The organism is Levilactobacillus mulengensis (genome assembly GCF_003946045.1).
In the GTDB taxonomy this organism is placed as follows: Bacteria; Bacillota; Bacilli; order Lactobacillales; family Lactobacillaceae; genus Levilactobacillus; species Levilactobacillus mulengensis.
Genome location: NZ_RHNW01000001.1, coordinates 501,263 through 519,824, shown reverse-complemented (window position 1 = coordinate 519,824; position 18,562 = coordinate 501,263). Strand labels below are relative to the sequence as shown.

Here is an 18,562-nt window from a genome sequence, read left to right as displayed (position 1 = left end):
AAAACGTTTGCACTTTTTTTGCACTGCACGGCTTTAATCATTGATATAGCACGATCAAGTATGCCTGCTCGGGGCATCATGAATAACTTTAAAAAGCAGTTCGCGAAAGCGAGCTGCTTTTTTGTCGTCTACAAGCCCAATTTGGCCCCCTAGAGTCCAGTCCACTGGTTATTAGTATAATTATACGGTCCCCGGTAGAAACGCGCTGAGCCACAATTAGCAGGCATTTAGTGCAAACAATTTGCGACACAACACCTTTGACGCCCTAGGGAATTAGTGTACACTGAGATTAATCATCTTGATAATTTTTGAACTACAGGGAGGAATTTTCGTATGGACTATAAACAGAAGGTTATTACGGCATTGGCGAACGCGTTAGACGGCCAATTGTCGGCGGAAGAGATTGCGTTGAAGCTTGAAAAGCCCAAGACGTCTGATCTCGGGGACATGGCGTTCCCCACGTTTGCACTAGCTAAGCTCCTGCACCGGGCACCGCAACAGATTGCCCAAAATTTGGCCGAAAAGATTGATTCAAGTGACTTTGAACGTGTCGTGGTTGCCGGTCCATACTTGAATTTCTTCTTTGATAAGGGTCAATACAGTGCTGCAACGCTGGAAAATGTCCTGAATGCCGGCGCTACTTACGGCCAAAACAATGATGGCAACGGTGGGAAGGTGCCCATCGACATGTCCTCACCAAACATTGCCAAGCCAATGTCCATGGGGCATTTACGGTCGACCGTGATTGGGAACTCGATTGCTGAGATTCTGACCAAGAACGGCTACGCGCCCATCAAGGACAATCATTTAGGCGACTGGGGGACCCAATTTGGGAAGCTCATCACGGCCTACAAACTGTGGGGGAATGAGGCCGACGTTAAGGCTGACCCCATTAACAAATTAGTTGAATATTATGTTCGCTTCCATAAAGAGGACGTGGACAAGCCCGAACTGGACGATGAAGCCCGTGAATGGTTCAGAAAGCTGGAAAATGGCGACCCTGAAGCGCACCGTCTCTGGAAATGGTTCCGGGAAGCTTCCTTGGAAGAGTTCAACGACGTTTACAAGAAGTTGGGTGTAACGTTTGATACCTACAACGGGGAAGCCTTCTACAACGATAAGCTGGAAGAAGTCGTTCAAATCCTCAAGGACAAGCACCTGTTGGTTGAATCCCAGGGCGCCCAAGTCGTTGACCTCAGCAAGTACAACCTGAACCCAGCACTGATCTTAAAGAGTGACGGGGCATCCCTCTACATCACGCGGGATATTGCGACCGCGCTGTACCGGGACCGCGAATATGCACCAGCCAAGAACTTATACGTGGTTGGCTCAGAACAAACGTATTACTTCCAGCAGTTAAAGGCCGTTCTGTTAGAAATGGGCCTGAAGTCAGCGCCGAACCTGCAACACGTGCCATTTGGCCTGATCACCGTTGATGGGAAGAAATTGTCAACGCGTTCCGGCCGGATTATTCTGTTGGCCAAGGTCTTGGAAGAATCCGTTGAGCTGGCTGAAAAGGAAATCAACGAGAAGAACCCTGATTTGGCCAACAAGTCAGCGGTTGCGCAACAAGTTGGGGTCGGCGCCATCGTCTTTGGTGATTTGAAGAACGAACGGACCAACAACATTGACTTCGTTCTGGCAGACCAACTGAAGTTCGAAGGGGAAACCGGTCCTTACGTACAATACGCCCATGCCCGGGCCGAAAGCATTCTGCGGAAAGCTAAGGCAACCACCATAACGGCGGATGCCAACCAGGTCACCGATCCCGAAGCTTGGGATACCATCAAGGCCCTGGCCGACTTCCCAGCCATGGTCAAGATGGCCTGTGACGAGTTGGAGCCTTCCGTCATTGCCAAGTACGCCATCCGCTTGTCCAAGACTTTCAACAAGTACTACGCGCACTCCAAGATTCTCGCGGATGATGCCGGCTTACCAGCCCGGTTAGCTTTGGTTAAGTCCGTCTCAATCGTCGTCAAGGAAAGCCTGCGCTTGTTGGGTGTTAAGGCACCAGACGAGATGTAGTCCGCACCTAATAGAAGAATTAATTTAGCAAAGAGCGTTCAAGTCTTCGTGACCTGAGCGCTCTTTTACTAGTCTCAGGGGCTGACAAACGCTGAGAAGGGGGACCAGCCAGTTGCTTGTGATTAAATTACTAGCGACCGGGGGAGCACGGCCGGTCTGGCATGCTTTACCTGAATAATGCTCAGTTTATACATTATCTTTACAATGAAAAATCTCAGGCCATTTTGCAGGGAAAGTTAACGAAAAATCCCCGAACCAAGAAAATCATGAAATCGCTAGCGTTGTTGTAAAAGCATTCCCAGGGTATAGAAATCCTTTAATACCAACGATAGAAATCGAAAAAAGCCGTCTTTTCGTCAATGACGTTGCCTCTGAAAAGTCATGCAAAGAAATGATCTGCAAAAAAATGTAAGAAAAACACAAATTAATTTTATGTAAAAAAGTCTATTTTTACTAATTTTTACCAGTCAAAATGAATGAATAATGTATATTTCGGGCTGAATATACATTCCACTCTTAAAATGTGAAATCCTTCGCATTTTGAATGCTAACCACTTAATGTTAGCGTTTTCAATTCGAGATTATACTCTGTCTTGTAGTTAAGCAAGGGAGGAAACAATGATGACAACACCTATCCATGTAACATCTGAAATCGGTAAACTGAAAACGGTTATGCTGAAGCGTCCGGACGTTGAAGTTGAAAACTTCACGCCAGATATGATGTCACGGTTACTGTTTGATGATATTCCATATTTACCAATCGCCCAACAAGAACATGACAACTTCGCTAAGGTTCTTCGCGAAAACGGGACTGAAGTTCTGTACTTAGAAAAATTATCCGCCGAAGCCTTAGACGATGGTGGCGAAGAAGTTAAATTAAATTTCTTGCAACAGATGTTAACTGAAAGCGGCTACATGGCCGGCACGATTCATGATGTCCTGAAGGAATACTTACTTTCCCTCGACACACAAGCAATGGTTAACAAGATCATGGGTGGGGTTCGTAAAGACGAACTGGACTTCACACCTAGTGACCTGGTTAGTGCCGCTGAAGATAGCGACTACCCATTCTTTATGGACCCAATGCCTAACCTGTACTTCACTCGTGACCCAGCGGCTTCAATCGGGGATGGTTTAAGCATTAACCACATGACGTTCGCTGCTCGCCAACGCGAATCACTCTTTATGGAAACCATTATCAAGTACCATCACCGGTTTGCTAACAAGGGCTTGAACGTATGGCGCGACCGGAACCACACCACCCGGATTGAAGGTGGGGACGAACTGGTTCTGTCCGATCACGTGATGGCCATCGGAGTTTCACAACGGACTTCTGCCAATGCCATTGAAGACATTGCCCGGAACCTGTTCAAGGACAGCAACTTCGATACAGTGATTGCTATCCGGATTCCACATAACCACGCCATGATGCATTTGGACACGGTGTTCACCATGATCAACACCGACCAATTCACGGTTCACCCAGGTATCTTAGGCGAAGGCGGTCACATCGACACCTGGACCATCACACCTGGCAAGGGCACCGAAGACTTACACCTCGAACACAAGACGGACTTGAAGCAAGTTCTGAAAGACGCCTTAGGTTTGGATGACTTAGACTTAATCCCAACCGGTAACGGTGACCCAATCGTCGCTGGCCGTGAACAATGGAATGATGGGTCTAACACCTTAGCCATTGCCCCTGGTGTCGTCGTTACCTACAACCGGAACTATGTTTCTAACGAATTACTTCGTAAGCATGGCTTGAAGGTTATTGACATTCTCTCAAGTGAATTATCCCGCGGTCGTGGGGGTCCTCGTTGCATGAGTATGCCATTGGTACGTGAAGACTTAAAGTAAACAATTAATTTTAAAATTAGAGGAGATTGATTAATCATGGCACAAGATTTCAAGCAAAATGTCTTTCAAGGTCGCAGCGTTTTAGCTGAAAAGGACTTCACCGCAGAAGAACTCGAATACTTGATCGACTTCGGTTTACATTTGAAGGCTTTGAAGAAGGCTGGCATTCCTCACCACTACTTGGAAGGTAAGAACATCGCCTTACTCTTTGAAAAGTCCTCAACTCGGACCCGTTCAGCATTCACCACTGCTGCTATCGACTTAGGTGCTCACCCAGAATACTTGGGCCAAAATGACATCCAATTAGGTAAGAAGGAATCGACTTCTGACACTGCCAAGGTCTTAGGTGGCATGTTCGATGGGATCGAATTCCGTGGGTTCAAGCAAAGCGATGCTGAAATCTTAGCTCGCGACTCAGGTGTGCCAGTTTGGAACGGTTTAACCGACGAATGGCACCCAACCCAAATGCTGGCTGACTTCATGACCGTTAAGGAAAACTTCGGTACCTTAAAGGGCTTGACCTTAACCTTCATGGGTGATGGCCGGAACAACGTTGCCAACTCTCTGCTGGTTACGGGTGCTATCTTAGGTGTCAACGTGCACATCGTTGCCCCTAAGGAACTCTTCCCAACTAAGGAAACCCAAGACTTGGCTCAAGGCTTTGCTAAGAAGTCCGGTGCTAAGCTGCTGGTTACCGATGACTTGGATGAAGGTTTAGCAGGCTCCAACGTGGTTTACACCGACGTTTGGGTATCCATGGGCGAAAGCAACTGGGAAGAACGGGTCAAGTTATTGAAGCCATATCAAGTTAACATGGCTGCTCTTAAGAAGACCGGTACCCCAGATGACCAACTCATCTTCCTGCACTGCTTACCAGCATTCCACAACACCGAAACCCAATACGGTCAAGATGTTGAAAAGAAGTACGGCATTACTGAAATGGAAGTTACTGAAGAAGTCTTCACTAGTAAGTATGGGCGTCAATTCGAAGAAGCTGAAAACCGGATGCACTCCATCAAAGCGATGATGGCCGCAACTTTAGGTAACTTGTTTATTCCTAAAGCTTAACGAGTGATTAAAGACGGGCTAATCAGAGCGATTAGTCCGTTTTTTATTGCAAACACGAGGAAAAGAGTGAGAATATGGATGAAAATAAAGGATTATCTCTGGGCGCGTTAACGGCGGCCGTCGTCACTAGTTCAATCGGTTCAGGGGTCTTTACCTTAACCAGTTCACTGGCTGGCGGCGCTGCACCTGGCCCCGTTCTGTTAGCGTGGTTGATCGTTGGATTTGGGATTTTAATGTTAGCGTTGTCACTAAACAACTTATTGTTAAAGAAGCCCGACGCCGAAGGAATCCATGCCTATGCCCAAGAGGGGTTCGGTAACTTTGCCGGATTCGTGAGTGGCTGGGGCTACTGGCTGAGTGCTTGGTTAGGGAACGTGGCCTTTGCCACCGTCCTGATGAGTTCACTGGGTTACTTCCTGCCAATGTTCAAGGGTGGCCAAAATGTGGCTTCCGTCATCCTGGCAAGTATCGTGTCCTGGGTGCTGACGTTCATCGTGAACCGCGGGGTTGAATCCGCTGCGGCCGTGAACACGATTATTACGATTTGCAAATTGATTCCCCTGTTTGCCTTCATCGTTGTCGGTATCTTCGTCTTTAAGGGTGGCATGTTCACCGCACACTTCTGGACGAACGTGACCACTGGCGTTGCCGGTGGTAGCGATATCTGGACCCAATTCAAGTCTTGCTTGATGATCATGATGTGGGTCTTCGTTGGGGTTGAAGGGGCAAGTATGCTGTCTTCTCGTGCCAAGAGCAAGAACGATGCCGGCCGAGCAACCATCATCGGGATCATTTCCTTACTGGTCATCTACGTCTTGGCTTCCGTCTTACCTTATGGTTACCTGTCACAAAACGAATTGGCTAAAATCAACCAACCCGCCATGCTCTACATTTTCCAAGACATGGTCGGCAAATGGGGTGGCGCCTTCATCAGTGTCGGCTTAATCATTGCTATTTTAGGGGCATGGTTATCCTGGACGATGTTGCCAGCCGATACCACCATGTTGATGGCTGAAGAAAAACTCTTGCCGAGTTACTTTGGTAAGAAGAACAAAAACGGTGCACCAACGTTCTCACTGGTGCTGACTGCTGCCTTAATTCAAGTCTTCCTGTTAGTGCTGTTATTCTCTGAAGAAGCTTACAACTTTGCCCTTTCCCTGTGTACCGCCGCTATCGTGGTGTGCTACATCTTCGTGGGGATGTACCAAGTGAAATTCTCTGCGCAAAATAAAGATACGAAACAGATGTGGATCGGGATCTTTGCCTTAGCCTTTCAAGTGATCGCCATTACTTTAGCTGGGTTACACTTCCTGTTACTCTGCTGTATCGGTTACATTCCAGGCCTGTACTTCTACTACCGTGCCAAGAAAGAATTCGATATTGATGATGGGAAGCTGACCAAAGCTGAAATCATCTACTCGACCTTAATTGTCATCGGTGCGGTTGCTGGCGTCGTCCTGGTTGCGATGGGATTGATCACGATTTAGGAGGAACGGCCCATGGATATCGATGGATTTGGTGTTGAGGAATGGCTGAACGTTCACGAACGCGAGGCGACCTATGATTTGGCCCAGAGCACGATTACGTCGTTTTCAATGAATGAACTGGTCAAGCTGACCCAAGATAACACCTATGATGAATTAGACCAACAGAAAATGAATTACGGCTGGATCGAAGGCTCACCGACCTTTAAACAAGAGGTCAGCAAGCTGTACGATCACGTCGATGCTGCTAACATTCTGCAAACGAACGGCGCCACCGGGGCGAACCTGTTAGCGTTGTACGCCTTGATCAAGCCGGGCGACCACGTCATCAGTGTTTACCCAAGTTACCAACAGCTGTACGATATTCCGCGGTCACTGGGTGCGGACGTTAGCTTCTGGAAGTTACAGGAAAGTGAAAACTGGTATCCGGACATTGAAGAGCTGAAACGCTTGATTCGCCCTGACACCAAAATGATCTGTATCAACAACGCCAACAACCCAACTGGGACGATTCTGAACCGGGACTTCATGGAACAGGTCGTTGCCATTGCCCGTGAAGTGGGCGCCTACGTGCTGGTGGATGAAGTTTACCTGCCATTCGATGAAAGCGTTGACTTCGCACCAATCGCGGACCTCTATGAAAAGGGGATTTCCACCAACTCGTTGTCGAAGACCTACTCGATGCCGGGTATCCGGGTCGGCTGGACGGCTACCAATGCCGAACTAGCCGAAACGTTCCGCAAGTACCGGGACTACACCATGATTTGTGCCGGGGTCTTCAGTGATCAGGCGGCTTGCCTGGTCCTCCAGAACCGCGACAAGGTGTTGGCTCGGAACCGTGAGATTGTCCAAAACAACCTGAAGATTTTCAAGGATTGGGTTGCCAAGACGCCCAATGTGAGTTGTGTCTTTCCGAATGGGGTCTCAACCTCATTTGTTAAGCTCGAAACCAAGACGTCTAGCCTGGAATTCTGTCAAAACTTACTCCGGGATACCGGCGTTCTACTGGTTCCTGGGGAAGCCTTCGATGTTCCGGGACACGCCCGCCTGGGGTACTGTGCCCCAACGGAAACGTTGAAGAAGGGCTTGGCTGTTTTAGCGGATTACTTGAATAAAGATTAAACAAAGACGAGGAGAATTGATTATGACAAAGCGTAAAATTGTTGTGGCCCTTGGCGGTAACGCCATCTTATCAAAGGATGCTTCTTCGGAAGCCCAACAAGCTGCTCTGCGGACGACCGCAAAGTACTTGGTGAAGTTCGTTGAACAGGGGGATGACCTGATCATTTCCCACGGTAACGGTCCCCAAGTCGGGAACCTGTTACTGCAACAGGCTGCCGGGAGTACTGAAAAGAACCCCGCAATGCCACTGGATACGGCCGTTGCCATGACGCAAGGGAGCATCGGTTACTGGATGCAGAACGCTCTGGACGAAGAACTGGCCGCAGCCGGGATCACCAAGGACGTTGCCACGGTGGTTACCCAAGTTGAGGTTGACCCTAAGGATGGCGCCTTCACGTCACCAACGAAGCCAATCGGCCCATTCTACAACCAAGCCGAAGCTGAAAAGTTACAAAAGGATCACCCAGAATACACCTACGTTGAAGATGCAGGCCGGGGCTACCGTCGCGTTGTGCCATCACCAAAGCCAATTGGTGTGAACGAATACCGGGTCGTGGACACCTTAGTTGGTGCCGGCGTCATTCCTATCTCCGTTGGGGGTGGTGGCGTGCCCGTTGTCCGTGAAGGCAACCGCCTCGTCGGTCGCGAAGCCGTTATCGACAAAGACTTTGCCTCAGAAAAATTAGCTGAATTGGTTCACGCCGACCTGCTGATCATCTTGACGGCCGTTGACAACATTTACGTGAACTTCAACAAGCCAGATCAAAAGAAGCTGGAACATGTCAGCATCCAAGAACTGGAAGACTACGAAAAGGATAACCAATTTGCCAAGGGGAGCATGCTCCCTAAGGTCCAAGCCGCTGTCGACTTCGTTAAGAACAGCAGCCATGGTCAAGCCGTTGTGACCTCACTGGAAAATATCGGTGAATTCCTCGAAAACGGTCAAGGTACCATTATTTCTAAATAGTTAGCGCACGTTGCCAATCAAACTAGCAATTTTTTGATGATCGGTGCTGATAATCCGCTCAAATTACGTTATGATGAAATAAGTCATAACGCGTTTGGGAGGATTATTTTGATTATACGAAAGAATGAATATCCACAATATTTACAGCTTTTGAAAAAAAATCCCGAGTTTAAAGATTTTACCAGCGAAGAGTTTGCCGTGATTCAAAATAAAATGCGGGTCCGGAGCTATCCGAAGGGCCAGTTACTGTTCAATCAGGCCGATCCGCGCGCAAACTTTTATTTTTTGGCGAAAGGCTTGTTGAAGACTGAGCGAACCGATGAATCCGGGAATGAGTTTTTCTACGAATTTATCAATGAGACGAAGGGATTTCCCTACCGGGGGATGTTCCACGACCATGACTATTCCTATTCGGTCACGGGCATGACGGCGACCGAAATCATTTCGATTCCGATGGCGGACTTCGAAAGCCTCTTGCTGAAGAACAAGAAGATGATGCGAAACGTCATCCTGGAAATGGGGCAGATCATCAACGAAAATGAGAATCAATTACAGTTGATGGTGAACTCCAGTGCTAGCAGTCGCGTGCGCAACGGACTCAAGGTTCTCGGCCAGTCCATTGGCAAAGACGGGGCTGACGGGACGCGCCTGATTCCCTATCCTATTACGTTGATCGAACTCTCCCAAATTTCTGGGACCACCCGCGAGACCGCCAGCCAGGTAGTTAAAGAACTGGTTGCCGGTGGGCAAATCACCTATGAGCGCAAGTATTTCACCTTGTTGAACAATTAGCGTGGGACAGAAGGCGGTTAGCAGCCTTAAGCGGAACCGGGTGCCTTCTGTCGCACGTTTCGACCATATAAATTGGGTACACAAAAACGAGTCCGGGGAAAATTCCCAGACTCGTTTTGTTTACGCATCAATTCGACTAGAGGCGCAGGGAACCATTGAAGAGGCTGATCAAGGCCAACACGGCACAGCCCAGGATGATGGCCATCCCGGCCCATTCCTTGTGGGACAACATTTTGCCGCCCTGGGTGCGGTGTTTGCGCGCCATCAGGAAGAGGATGCTTCCGGGGATGTAGGCGATGGAACAGAAAATTAAGTATTTGATCCCGGAGAAGTAGACGGCCGTGCTTTCGAAGAGCAGGGCGCCAATCCCAATCCACAGCTGGAGCTTGTTGCCCGCTTCCTGCAGGTGATGCCAGGAAAACTTGATTTGGTAGGCTGCCACCAGGATGTAGCAGATGGTGATGGCAACGGTACACATCGAGTAGGCAATTTGGTAAGCGCGGTCTGTGAAGATTAAGGTTAAGAGAAAGAATTGAATCAGGGCACTACTGGTAATCAACGAAATGGTAGCGGTGCCGTTTTTATTTTTGCGACTGAAAATCTTGGGTAAGAGTTCTTGCTTGGACATTAAGCGAATCGTTTCTGCGGGAAGCATGGTCCAGGACAACCAGGAACCCAGGGTTGAAATAATCAGACCTAAGCTGATCATTGCGCCACCCCAGGAGCCAACCATGTCCCTGAAAATGTAAACCATGGCGGGCTGCTTCATGGCGGCCAACGTTTGCCGGTCGAAGTAGCCGTAAGGGAGAACAGAAGCTAAGATGTAAATGATCACCAGGCCACACAGCCCAATCAACGTGGCCTTACCGGCATCGGATTTCTTGTTCGCCCGCGAGGAGAGCATCGTGGCCCCTTCGATCCCGACGAAGACCCACATCATGATGATGAAGCAGCTCTTGATCTGCGAGCCAATCGAACTAGGTGCGATGGCACCCTGTACGTTGGATTGGACGTTGCCCCAGAAGTTGACGGTGAAGACCTGTCCCTTGAACAGGATAATCGCAATCACAATGAAGACAAACAGGGGAATCAGCTTGCAGACAGTAATCAGAGAATTAATGACGGCGGCACTTTCAATCCCATGATTGACCAGTAGCGTCAGTAACCAGAGAATAATACTGGTGACAATGACGGATGGAATCTTATTGCTACTGTTAAATAGGGGAATGAAGTAGCCGACCGCGTTCATCATCACGGTGGCAAAGGCCACGTTACCCATCCAGGCAGAAATCCAGTAGCCCCAGCCACTAACGAAGCCCGTGTATTTTCCAAAGCCCTCCTCGGCGTAGGAGAAGATGCCTTCGAGGTCGGGGCGCTTGGTGACGAGGTTGTTGAGTGATAGGGCCAGCATCAGGGTTCCGAAACCCACGATGCCCCAGGCAATAAGGGCGGGTCCAGGTGAAGCAGCGACCGCCAAGTCAGAAGTTAGGGCGAAGATTCCCCCACCAATTGAAGAGGAGATAACGGTTGAGATCAGTGCAGTGAGGCCTAGTCCGTGACTCGGCCTGGCAGGGGATTCAGGTTCTGACAGCGTTGACATTTTCATAATAGAAACGATCCTTTCAGCCTGACGAGACGCTCGCCAGACTCCTATGGGGATAAAAACACTTACGAGAAATAATGCGCTTACATTTTTGTTGAAATACACATCGGATTGGCTGTCAGTCGTTGTGGACAGCCTAGTCCGCAAATGTGATGGTCGGGTGCTCCTTGGTGACTAACGTATAGGTCGTGTCCAACCCGAGGTAGTCCTTTAGCCGTTGCTGCAGAGCTTGAACGGCCTGAGCGTGATCTTCTTGGCGTTCAGGATTAACATTTTCCATGTAGAACAAAAGATTCTTGGAGTCCTCGGTGGCCTCGACCCGGGCACTATCGCGCCAAGCCCAGCAACGTGAAATGACATCGTGGGCGTCGTGGTAAATAACTTCACCGGGTAGAGCCGTTTCAACCTCATCCTCACCGATTGGCCGGAAGGGTTCGCCACCTTGAGCAACTGTTAAGTGAATGTCGCCCTGAATCTGATCCATATCCTCCGCCGCAACGGGGAAGGCCCATTCGAGCGAAACGGAATTGTAGATATCGACAACCGGATTGATGTTGCCGACGCCCTTGCCGTTCTTGGCCCGCTTCAACAGGCTTTCAACGGCGCAGCGCGCACCCTTTTTCGTCTTGAATTGTTGAAAGGCGTTACGCCAGTCTTGAATCACGGCATTCTTACTGATGGGATCATTGGGAACCCAGTGGTTGGCGGCCGTTTCGTTGGCAGTCGATAAGAGCGTTGCCGGAACTTGACCGGTGTCGTGGTTATCCACGTTGTGCGCCGTTAAAAAAGCAATTTTAACTTCGGGAAAGATTTCCCAAAATGAGTCGTCAACAATAAATTTTTGTGACATCCTGAATGCCTCCTAATCATGAATAAATTACACTTCTAAGTATACAGTTTTTACCCAGTCGTACCAGTGATTTTAGCGATTTTCTTCAAAATTTAATTTTTAATTTCTTCTACTATATTTCATTAAAAATGTTATTTTAAAACGGGGCCGTTTGGATGGTAAATAATTTTGCGTTTAACCGCATTTTTTGCTACAATGTGGCTAATCGTTATGCATAAAAAACCGGTAGTTTATACATTTTTATTTAGTGTAAGGTGACATTTATACAGTGGGGGCGGATTTATTGAAAAAGAGCATGCGACAGGCACACATTGAACGATTAATTAATCAGTATCCAATTGGGACGCAAGAAGAATTAATGACCCATTTGGAAGAGGTGGGCATTCAAGCCACCCAAACCACTATTTCCCGGGATATTCGGGAGATGCAGATCGTTAAGTCCCAGGATGGGCACGGCCATTTGCGCTACACGATTTTTAAGGCCGGCAATCGGAGTGAGGAAGAGCACCTGCGAGAAACCATTAACGAGGTGGTTGTCGGTATCACGCGGGTAGAATTCGTGAACGTAATCAAGACGCAACCCAGCAATGGGAATCTGCTGGCCGCCATTTTTGACGACCTCGACCTGCCGGAAATTACGGGGACCTTGGCGGGGCACGACACCATTTTTATTATTAGTCCGACTGAAGACGTGGCTAAAAAGTTGCATGATCAGATTTTAAAGGACGTCAATCCGGACATTATTAGTCATTTGTAGCTTGGTGGTTCTGCGAAAGTAATTGGTAAGCGGCTGAACCAACGGAATTTCTGCGAGAATGGTATAGTGAAATTAGAGTCCATTTTCAGAAAGGAGTTTTCCATGCCAACTAATTTACCCACACACATCAAGGTCCGCGGCGCCAAGGTCAACAATCTCAAGGACCTGGACGTCGACATCCCCTTAAACCAATTCGTTGCTATCACCGGGCGGAGTGGGTCCGGCAAGTCGTCACTGGCGATGGGTGTGCTCTACGCAGAAGGGGCCCGGCGCTACCTAAATGCGCTCTCGACCTTTACACGGCGGCGCATCAACCAGATGGGGAAGGCCGCAGTCGAATCCGTCGAGTACCTACCTTCAGCCTTAGCGTTACGTCAACGGCCGCAGGTGCCCGGGGCCCGCTCGACCGTTGGCACCATGTCTGAGAGTCTCAACATTTTACGACTAGTCTTTTCTCGGCTGGGGTCACCGGTTTGTCCCAACGGGCATCAGGTGCCGTCGACGCTAGCTGTCGCGGAAAATGATGGTTACGTGACCTGCCCGACCTGTGGCGTCACATTCCGGGCGCCCGGCGCAGAAGACTTTGCGTTTAACTCAGGTGGGGCTTGTCCCACCTGTGATGGGCTGGGCGAGGTCCGGCAACTGGACGCGTCCCTGATTATTGGCAACGAGGATCAGACGCTTCAGGAAGGGGCCGTGGCTTCCTGGCACCTGCCCGGCCGGAACTTCATGCCCATCGTGGCCAACGCCATCGGTATTCCCATCGACGTTCCTTACAAGGACCTGAGTGACGCGGATAAACAGCGCGTGCTCCATGGAAAGAAGCAGTTCGTGGCCATCGACATCCCCAGCAGCAAGGGGAAAATCTTCCACATGGATAAGGCCGTTTACGAAAACGCCTTTGCCGCAGTGGAGGACAGCATGGCCACCAGCAAGAATGAACGGACGATTACCAAATTAAACAAATTTTACACGTTCGATACCTGCCCAACCTGTCATGGTACTCGCTTGAACCCGGCACTATTAAAGCAGAAATTAGTCGGCAAGAATATCGCGGAAGTGTGTGACCTGCCCGTCAATGAGCTGCGGCAGTTTGCCGGGACCATTGTGAACTGGCTACCCGCTAAGATGCGAGGCATCGGCCAGAATTTGGTCGACGAATTACTGTTGAGTCTCCAACCAATGGTGGATCTGGGTTTGGATTACCTCACGCTAAGTCGTCCCGGCGCTACCTTGTCGACCGGGGAACTCCAACGGATTCAGCTGGGGCGCACGCTACGAAGTGCCACCACGGGCGTGCTCTACGTGTTGGACGAACCCTCCGTGGGGTTGCATCCCGCCAACGTCACCGGATTGATCAAAGCCTTCCGGGGCTTGGTGGCGCAGGGCAATTCCGTGGTCGTGGTCGACCATGATACCCGAATCATTGGCGCGGCCGATTACGTGATTGAAATTGGCCCCGGTGCCGGCAAAACGGGCGGGACCGTCGTTGACCAGGGGACCGTGGCCGAGGTGGCCCACAGTCAGCAATCACTGATTGCACCATTTTTGAACGGGACCGCCCAACTGCGCGAACGGCCACAGCTCGATGACCAGGCACTCTGGCAAAAGGGCAGTCTGAGTCTCGAGGTGCAGCACCGTTTCAACATTGACGATGTTGCCGTGAAATTCCCGAAAAACCGCTTGACCACGGTCACGGGGATGAGTGGGGCCGGCAAGACGACGCTGGTGCTCGACAGTCTGATTCCCGCCATCGAGGCGAATGTGGCCCATCGCACGTTGCCCAAGCACGTCACCCAGTTGGACCGTGCTGGCATTCGTCACGTGGTCAAGGTGGATTCCGTCCCGGTTGGCAAGAATGTCCGGTCGACGGTGGCCACGTATACCGATATTTTGCACCGGTTACGTAAGCTGTTTGCGGCGACCTCGGCGGCGAAGAACCAGGGCTATACCAACAGTCGTTTCTCGTATAACGTCAAGGCGGGGGCCTGCCCCACGTGTAACGGGACCGGTCAGATTTCCCTCGACGTCCAATATTTGCCAGATATCACGGAGATTTGTCCCCAGTGCCACGGGCAACGCTACAATCCAGAAACGTTAGCCGTGACCTGGAATGGCTATAGTATTGCCGACGTGCTGGACCTGTCCGTCGATGAGGCGTTACCGATCTTTGCGGAGGAGAGCGGAATTGAACAAACCCTGCAGACGCTACATGATATGGGACTGGGCTACCTCCTGTTAGGGGAGAGTACGCCAGCGTTGTCCGGCGGCGAGGCGCAGCGCTTGAAGCTGGTCTCACGAATCGGCAAACGCCAGACTGGGACGCTGTTTATCTTCGATGAACCCACGGTCGGCCTGCACCCGCTGGATATCCAACAATTGGTTAAGGTCTTTGACCAGTTGCTTCAGCAAGGGGCCACGGTGATTGCGATTGAACATGACTTGGACCTGATCGCCAACGCGGACTACGTGATTGACATGGGGCCCGGTGGCGGCATCAACGGGGGCCACTTGGTCGCAACCGGCACGCCTACAGCGGTCAGTCAAGCCACGGAAAGTGTCACCGGTAAATATTTAAAGGACCAATTAAACTTATTTAAAAAATAGACCGCAAAAAAGCGCATCGCCAGAAATTTTGGCGATGCGCTTATTTAGCAAATTAAAGTTTTTTGGAAACGGTGTAACGTTTGGTCGTTGACGGTTCTGTGCGATCGGTCAACTGTTGTTCCGCCAAAAAGATATCGAACGATGGCTCCCCGTGTTCGCTCTTGACGACCAGGACGTGACCGGACTCATCATGCCGTTCCTGGTAAATCTGGGCCGTTTGCACGGCTTCGTGATAATCGTGAAAATTACCAATTGAATCTCCTGGGTTGAAAAGGACTACTTCATCCATCTAATCATTCCTTTCGAGGCTAGCTGCTAATTTCATTATAGCGCATTCCTCTTGAAAACGATACCAATTTACAGGCCGGCATCCATGGTAAAGGTCAGGGCGGAAAGGTCGGCGTTGGCCTGAACTAATTTGCCCGTCTGGATTTGAATGGCTTGGGCCAAGGCGTCGGCCGTCTCGGCGTTGAACTGGCCGAGAGAAGCAGCGGAAACGGTGGCTTGTTGGTCGCCTAAATGTAAGCGTTGGTAGCCGGCCGCCTGCGTTTCATTGAGGAAATTGGCAAGCAGTTTCCGGTTCTGGTGGTAGTGTTCCTCGCTCAAAACGTCGAGCAACTTGTTGGCCCAGTAAGGGTTCTGTCCATTGTAAGCGGCGTTGTCCTCGCCGTATGCCAGACCCACTTGATCACCCTGTGCATAGAAGGGCAGGTAGGGACTGAAGGCGGGATTGCCGAGGCACTGCCAAACGACGCCGGCCAGGACGGGCGCCACGTTGCGACGAATTTGCAGAATATGTGAGTTCTGGGTCCGTGACAGGCCGACCGCCCGGAACTGGTGCTTGGCCTCTTCGCTACCGGTGCCCAACGGATCGAACGGGGTTTCTTGGTAGTGGGAACCCAAGAATTGTTCAACGGCCCCGACACTAATTTTACGTTCGGCGTGCCGGATGAATGGCAGGTCTTGGCTGCTAGGATTCTCCAGGGCGCTCGGGGTGAACAGCTTGTGGCCGTACCAGACCCGTGGTGTGTTGTAGTGCGCGTCGTCAATTGTTTGGGTACCGAAAATGTGGCGGGAGTTGAAGCGATTGCCGTCGGGGTTCAAGCGATTTTCCTGAACAAACTGACGGATATCCGGGGAGGTCAAGAAGTCCTTAGTATCAATGAAGTCGACGTCCTCGATGGCCAATTGGTTGGCAACCACGGCGTAGGCGTCATCGGGGATGCGCTGGGCGACCCAGTGATGCCCACTGACGATTTCCATGTACCAAACCTCTTCGGCGTCACTGAAGAGGACCCCGTTGGTTTCGGCGGCCCCATTTTCCGTGACCAGTTGGCCCAGCCGTTGAATACCGGCCTGTGCGGAGTCGACGTAAGGCAGAACGACCGTTAACATAGCGTCCTCGGCGATACCGTCCGTGACCAGTGGATCAATGCCCAAGACGCGGCTATTGGTATAGGCGCTTTCAGTCGCGCTCATGGCCACGTTCTGGTCGTTGATGCCGCTCTCCTCAAAGTAGCCTTCGCTAGGGTCATTGTCGGGCATGGCCGTGTAGTGGTAAGCCTGCTCGGGCAGCGTTGTGGTAAACGCATTGCCCTTCGAGACAAAGTGACGGTCACGTTTTTCATTAGCAGGGTGGATGACGGCCCGTTTTGGCCAAATGGCCACGAAGTTATCTTCGTTACGGGCAATCAGTGTGCTACCATCTAAAGTAGCAAGTTTGCCGGCTAAAAACGAGGTGCAAGCCTGATGGGTATGACGGTTCATAATAATTCCTCCTCATAGAATGTCGTTAAGCACACTATAACACACGCGTGGCGCGGGATAAACCGCTATCATTGTGAAAGGGATGGGGCATTTCGCCAAGAGTGAGGCGTCAGCCACCGGTAACCGCTAATAGTTTGATAGAATGGACTTAACTTGGTCGTTGTCTGGCGCCTCCGGGCTGGTGAAAACTGGGTCTGGTCGCGGTGGTTTTCGTTCCCGGCGGCAGATTCAAAGTGCCCGGCTATGGGGTCGGTTACAGCCAAAGGACGGGCTTCCACCTCGATTTTGAGCCGAAAAGCGGTCTCAAAAGTCGCCCCGTGGACTAGGCTGGAAAAGAACTCCAGCCAAGACCACCGACACAGCCGGTCACTTTGATCTGCCTCTGGTCACTAACAACGACCTAGCGGGACCCAGTTTTCCCATCCCTGCGGCTGACACTGGTTAAGTCCATTATCAAACAGATCATCAGCGGTTATTGGTAGGTGGTAGTGGAATGGTTGGGCAGTCCGTCCTTGACGACTCAGTCTCACCAGATTTGCAGGTAACGCACAGTGGGGTTACGGTATCAGTGACTTTCAGTAATTTGTAATTGTGAGAATTAGTAAGAATGCGGCATGTAAAGTGTGGTGCCATTCCAGATCAGACGGAGTGGCATTGGTCTAGTGAAAAACGGTGGTCAATGTCAGTGACCAGAGGCGGGCCAAGGTGACCAGCTGTGTCGGTGGTCTTAGCTGAGTGATTTTCTCAGGTTAGAGCACGGGACGACCTTGGAAACTCGCGGTTTTGGCGAAGTTTCAAGGCGAGGCGGAGGACCGTTCCACAGGCCGGAGTCGTTCCCCACAGCAGGGCACCTTGAAGCCCGCCGTCGGGAACGGAATCAACCCACCATTTCTCACTAGACCAATCGAAAAAATTAAGGAGATGCCGAAATGGTACATGAACATCATCATGAATCAATCGAACAAGAACTGGAATGTGTTTCCCAGGTGCCCATTTTTCAGCGCTTGTCGGCGGATCAACTGACGTCGGTGGCTCAGGTTACCCGACCCGTCATCGCCAAAAAGGGCGGGACGGTGTTTAGCACGGGAGAAGTTTCACAAACCCTGTACATCGTCAACGTGGGTCAGGTACGGCTGTACCATTTGGGCGAAGACGGGCGTGAACAGGTCTTACGGGTACTGAATCCGGGCGACTTTATTGGTGAAATTGCGCTGTTTACGGATGAAATTCACAGTTCGTACGCCGAAGCCACCAAGGACAGCGAGCTATGTACCATTTCGCGAGCCTCTCTGACGGCGTTGATCAAGCAGATGCCGCCGCTGTCCATGGCCTTGCTGGGGGCACTGGCGGATCGGCTGAAAACGGCGGAACGACAGGCAACCTTGCTGGCTATTCCGGACGCGCTGCCACGGTTAGCCGGGTATTTACAGGAAATCAGTGGGCACCAGTCCGGGGTCATTGACTTACCGATGAGCAAGCAAGACCTGGCCGCTTACCTGGGCATGACGCCAGAGTCCTTGAGCCGCAAGCTACGACAGCTGGTCAAGGACGGTGTGATTGAGACGATCGGTCGTCGACAAGTCAAAGTGATCAACACGGATCAATTGGCTGAAGTGGCGCCAGAGTAACCGGAGTTTTAGCTATCCATTAAGAATCCTTA

At 50.7% G+C, this 18,562-nt stretch carries 14 protein-coding genes; 10 read left to right on the top strand and 4 right to left on the bottom strand.

Annotated features, from left to right (window positions below):
• The first annotated feature begins 333 nt into the window (after nucleotides 1-333).
• The 7 genes from argS to EKM84_RS02280 all read left to right on the top strand — a co-directional run bounded on the left by argS (nucleotide 334) and on the right by EKM84_RS02280 (nucleotide 9,318).
• Nucleotides 334-2,025 (top strand): arginine--tRNA ligase, encoded by a 1,692-nt coding sequence (argS, locus tag EKM84_RS02310; RefSeq protein WP_125763244.1) that lies wholly within the window; start codon nucleotides 334-336, stop codon nucleotides 2,023-2,025.
• A gap of 621 nt (nucleotides 2,026-2,646) precedes the next feature.
• Nucleotides 2,647-3,885, top strand: coding sequence for an arginine deiminase (gene arcA / locus EKM84_RS02305; protein WP_125763242.1), 1,239 nt, complete (start codon nucleotides 2,647-2,649; stop codon nucleotides 3,883-3,885).
• Nucleotides 3,886-3,921: 36 nt separating this feature from the next.
• The gene (gene argF / locus EKM84_RS02300; RefSeq protein ID WP_125763240.1) at nucleotides 3,922-4,953 is read left to right on the top strand and encodes an ornithine carbamoyltransferase; all 1,032 of its coding nucleotides are present in this window, start codon (nucleotides 3,922-3,924) and stop codon (nucleotides 4,951-4,953) included.
• 74 nt (nucleotides 4,954-5,027) lie between these two features.
• On the top strand, nucleotides 5,028-6,440 hold the full coding sequence (gene arcD / locus EKM84_RS02295; protein WP_125763238.1) for an arginine-ornithine antiporter: 1,413 nt from the start codon (nucleotides 5,028-5,030) through the stop codon (nucleotides 6,438-6,440).
• A 12-nt stretch (nucleotides 6,441-6,452) separates the two neighbouring features.
• Complete coding sequence (locus EKM84_RS02290) at nucleotides 6,453-7,559, top strand: aminotransferase (protein ID WP_125763236.1); 1,107 nt, start codon at nucleotides 6,453-6,455, stop codon at nucleotides 7,557-7,559.
• 22 nt (nucleotides 7,560-7,581) lie between these two features.
• Complete coding sequence (arcC, locus tag EKM84_RS02285) at nucleotides 7,582-8,526, top strand: carbamate kinase (RefSeq protein ID WP_125763234.1); 945 nt, start codon at nucleotides 7,582-7,584, stop codon at nucleotides 8,524-8,526.
• Nucleotides 8,527-8,634: 108 nt separating this feature from the next.
• Entirely contained in the window at nucleotides 8,635-9,318 is a 684-nt protein-coding gene (locus EKM84_RS02280) for a Crp/Fnr family transcriptional regulator (RefSeq protein ID WP_225418112.1), read from the top strand.
• 136 nt (nucleotides 9,319-9,454) lie between these two features.
• Here EKM84_RS02280 and arcD (EKM84_RS02275) read toward each other — a convergent pair whose 3' ends face one another.
• A complete protein-coding gene (gene arcD / locus EKM84_RS02275; protein ID WP_164511277.1) occupies nucleotides 9,455-10,918 on the bottom strand; it encodes an arginine-ornithine antiporter in 1,464 nt (487 codons plus the stop codon).
• Nucleotides 10,919-11,057: 139 nt separating this feature from the next.
• On the bottom strand, nucleotides 11,058-11,771 hold the full coding sequence (locus tag EKM84_RS02270) for a B3/B4 domain-containing protein (protein WP_125763230.1): 714 nt from the start codon (nucleotides 11,769-11,771) through the stop codon (nucleotides 11,058-11,060).
• Between the two features lie 283 nt (nucleotides 11,772-12,054).
• On the opposite strand from EKM84_RS02270, the gene argR reads away from it, so the two are divergent.
• Nucleotides 12,055-12,528, top strand: coding sequence for an arginine repressor (gene argR, locus EKM84_RS02265; protein ID WP_125763228.1), 474 nt, complete (start codon nucleotides 12,055-12,057; stop codon nucleotides 12,526-12,528).
• 102 nt (nucleotides 12,529-12,630) lie between these two features.
• Nucleotides 12,631-15,135: an ATP-binding cassette domain-containing protein gene (locus EKM84_RS02260; RefSeq protein WP_125763226.1), complete on the top strand. Its 2,505-nt coding sequence runs from the start codon at nucleotides 12,631-12,633 to the stop codon at nucleotides 15,133-15,135.
• 52 nt (nucleotides 15,136-15,187) lie between these two features.
• Here EKM84_RS02260 and EKM84_RS02255 read toward each other — a convergent pair whose 3' ends face one another.
• Nucleotides 15,188-15,424 (bottom strand): hypothetical protein, encoded by a 237-nt coding sequence (locus EKM84_RS02255; protein ID WP_125763224.1) that lies wholly within the window; start codon nucleotides 15,422-15,424, stop codon nucleotides 15,188-15,190.
• A 68-nt stretch (nucleotides 15,425-15,492) separates the two neighbouring features.
• Entirely contained in the window at nucleotides 15,493-16,902 is a 1,410-nt protein-coding gene (locus EKM84_RS02250; protein ID WP_125763222.1) for a C69 family dipeptidase, read from the bottom strand.
• Nucleotides 16,903-17,831: 929 nt separating this feature from the next.
• Here EKM84_RS02250 and EKM84_RS02245 point away from each other — a divergent pair.
• Nucleotides 17,832-18,530: a Crp/Fnr family transcriptional regulator gene (locus tag EKM84_RS02245; RefSeq protein ID WP_125763220.1), complete on the top strand. Its 699-nt coding sequence runs from the start codon at nucleotides 17,832-17,834 to the stop codon at nucleotides 18,528-18,530.
• Nucleotides 18,531-18,562: the final 32 nt, after the last annotated feature.

What these genes read in the sequence shown, in the direction of transcription:
- argS (WP_125763244.1), top strand. Translation starts at nt 334, where the DNA reads ATGGACTATAAACAGAAGGTTATTACGGCATTGGCGAACGCGTTAGAC.
- arcA (WP_125763242.1), top strand. Translation starts at nt 2,647, where the DNA reads ATGACAACACCTATCCATGTAACATCTGAAATCGGTAAACTGAAAACG.
- argF (WP_125763240.1), top strand. Translation starts at nt 3,922, where the DNA reads ATGGCACAAGATTTCAAGCAAAATGTCTTTCAAGGTCGCAGCGTTTTA.
- arcD (WP_125763238.1), top strand. Translation starts at nt 5,028, where the DNA reads ATGGATGAAAATAAAGGATTATCTCTGGGCGCGTTAACGGCGGCCGTC.
- EKM84_RS02290 (WP_125763236.1), top strand. Translation starts at nt 6,453, where the DNA reads ATGGATATCGATGGATTTGGTGTTGAGGAATGGCTGAACGTTCACGAA.
- arcC (WP_125763234.1), top strand. Translation starts at nt 7,582, where the DNA reads ATGACAAAGCGTAAAATTGTTGTGGCCCTTGGCGGTAACGCCATCTTA.
- arcD (WP_164511277.1), bottom strand. Translation starts at nt 10,918, where the DNA reads ATGTCAACGCTGTCAGAACCTGAATCCCCTGCCAGGCCGAGTCACGGA.
- EKM84_RS02270 (WP_125763230.1), bottom strand. Translation starts at nt 11,771, where the DNA reads ATGTCACAAAAATTTATTGTTGACGACTCATTTTGGGAAATCTTTCCC.
- EKM84_RS02260 (WP_125763226.1), top strand. Translation starts at nt 12,631, where the DNA reads ATGCCAACTAATTTACCCACACACATCAAGGTCCGCGGCGCCAAGGTC.
- EKM84_RS02255 (WP_125763224.1), bottom strand. Translation starts at nt 15,424, where the DNA reads ATGGATGAAGTAGTCCTTTTCAACCCAGGAGATTCAATTGGTAATTTT.
- EKM84_RS02250 (WP_125763222.1), bottom strand. Translation starts at nt 16,902, where the DNA reads ATGAACCGTCATACCCATCAGGCTTGCACCTCGTTTTTAGCCGGCAAA.
- EKM84_RS02245 (WP_125763220.1), top strand. Translation starts at nt 17,832, where the DNA reads ATGGTACATGAACATCATCATGAATCAATCGAACAAGAACTGGAATGT.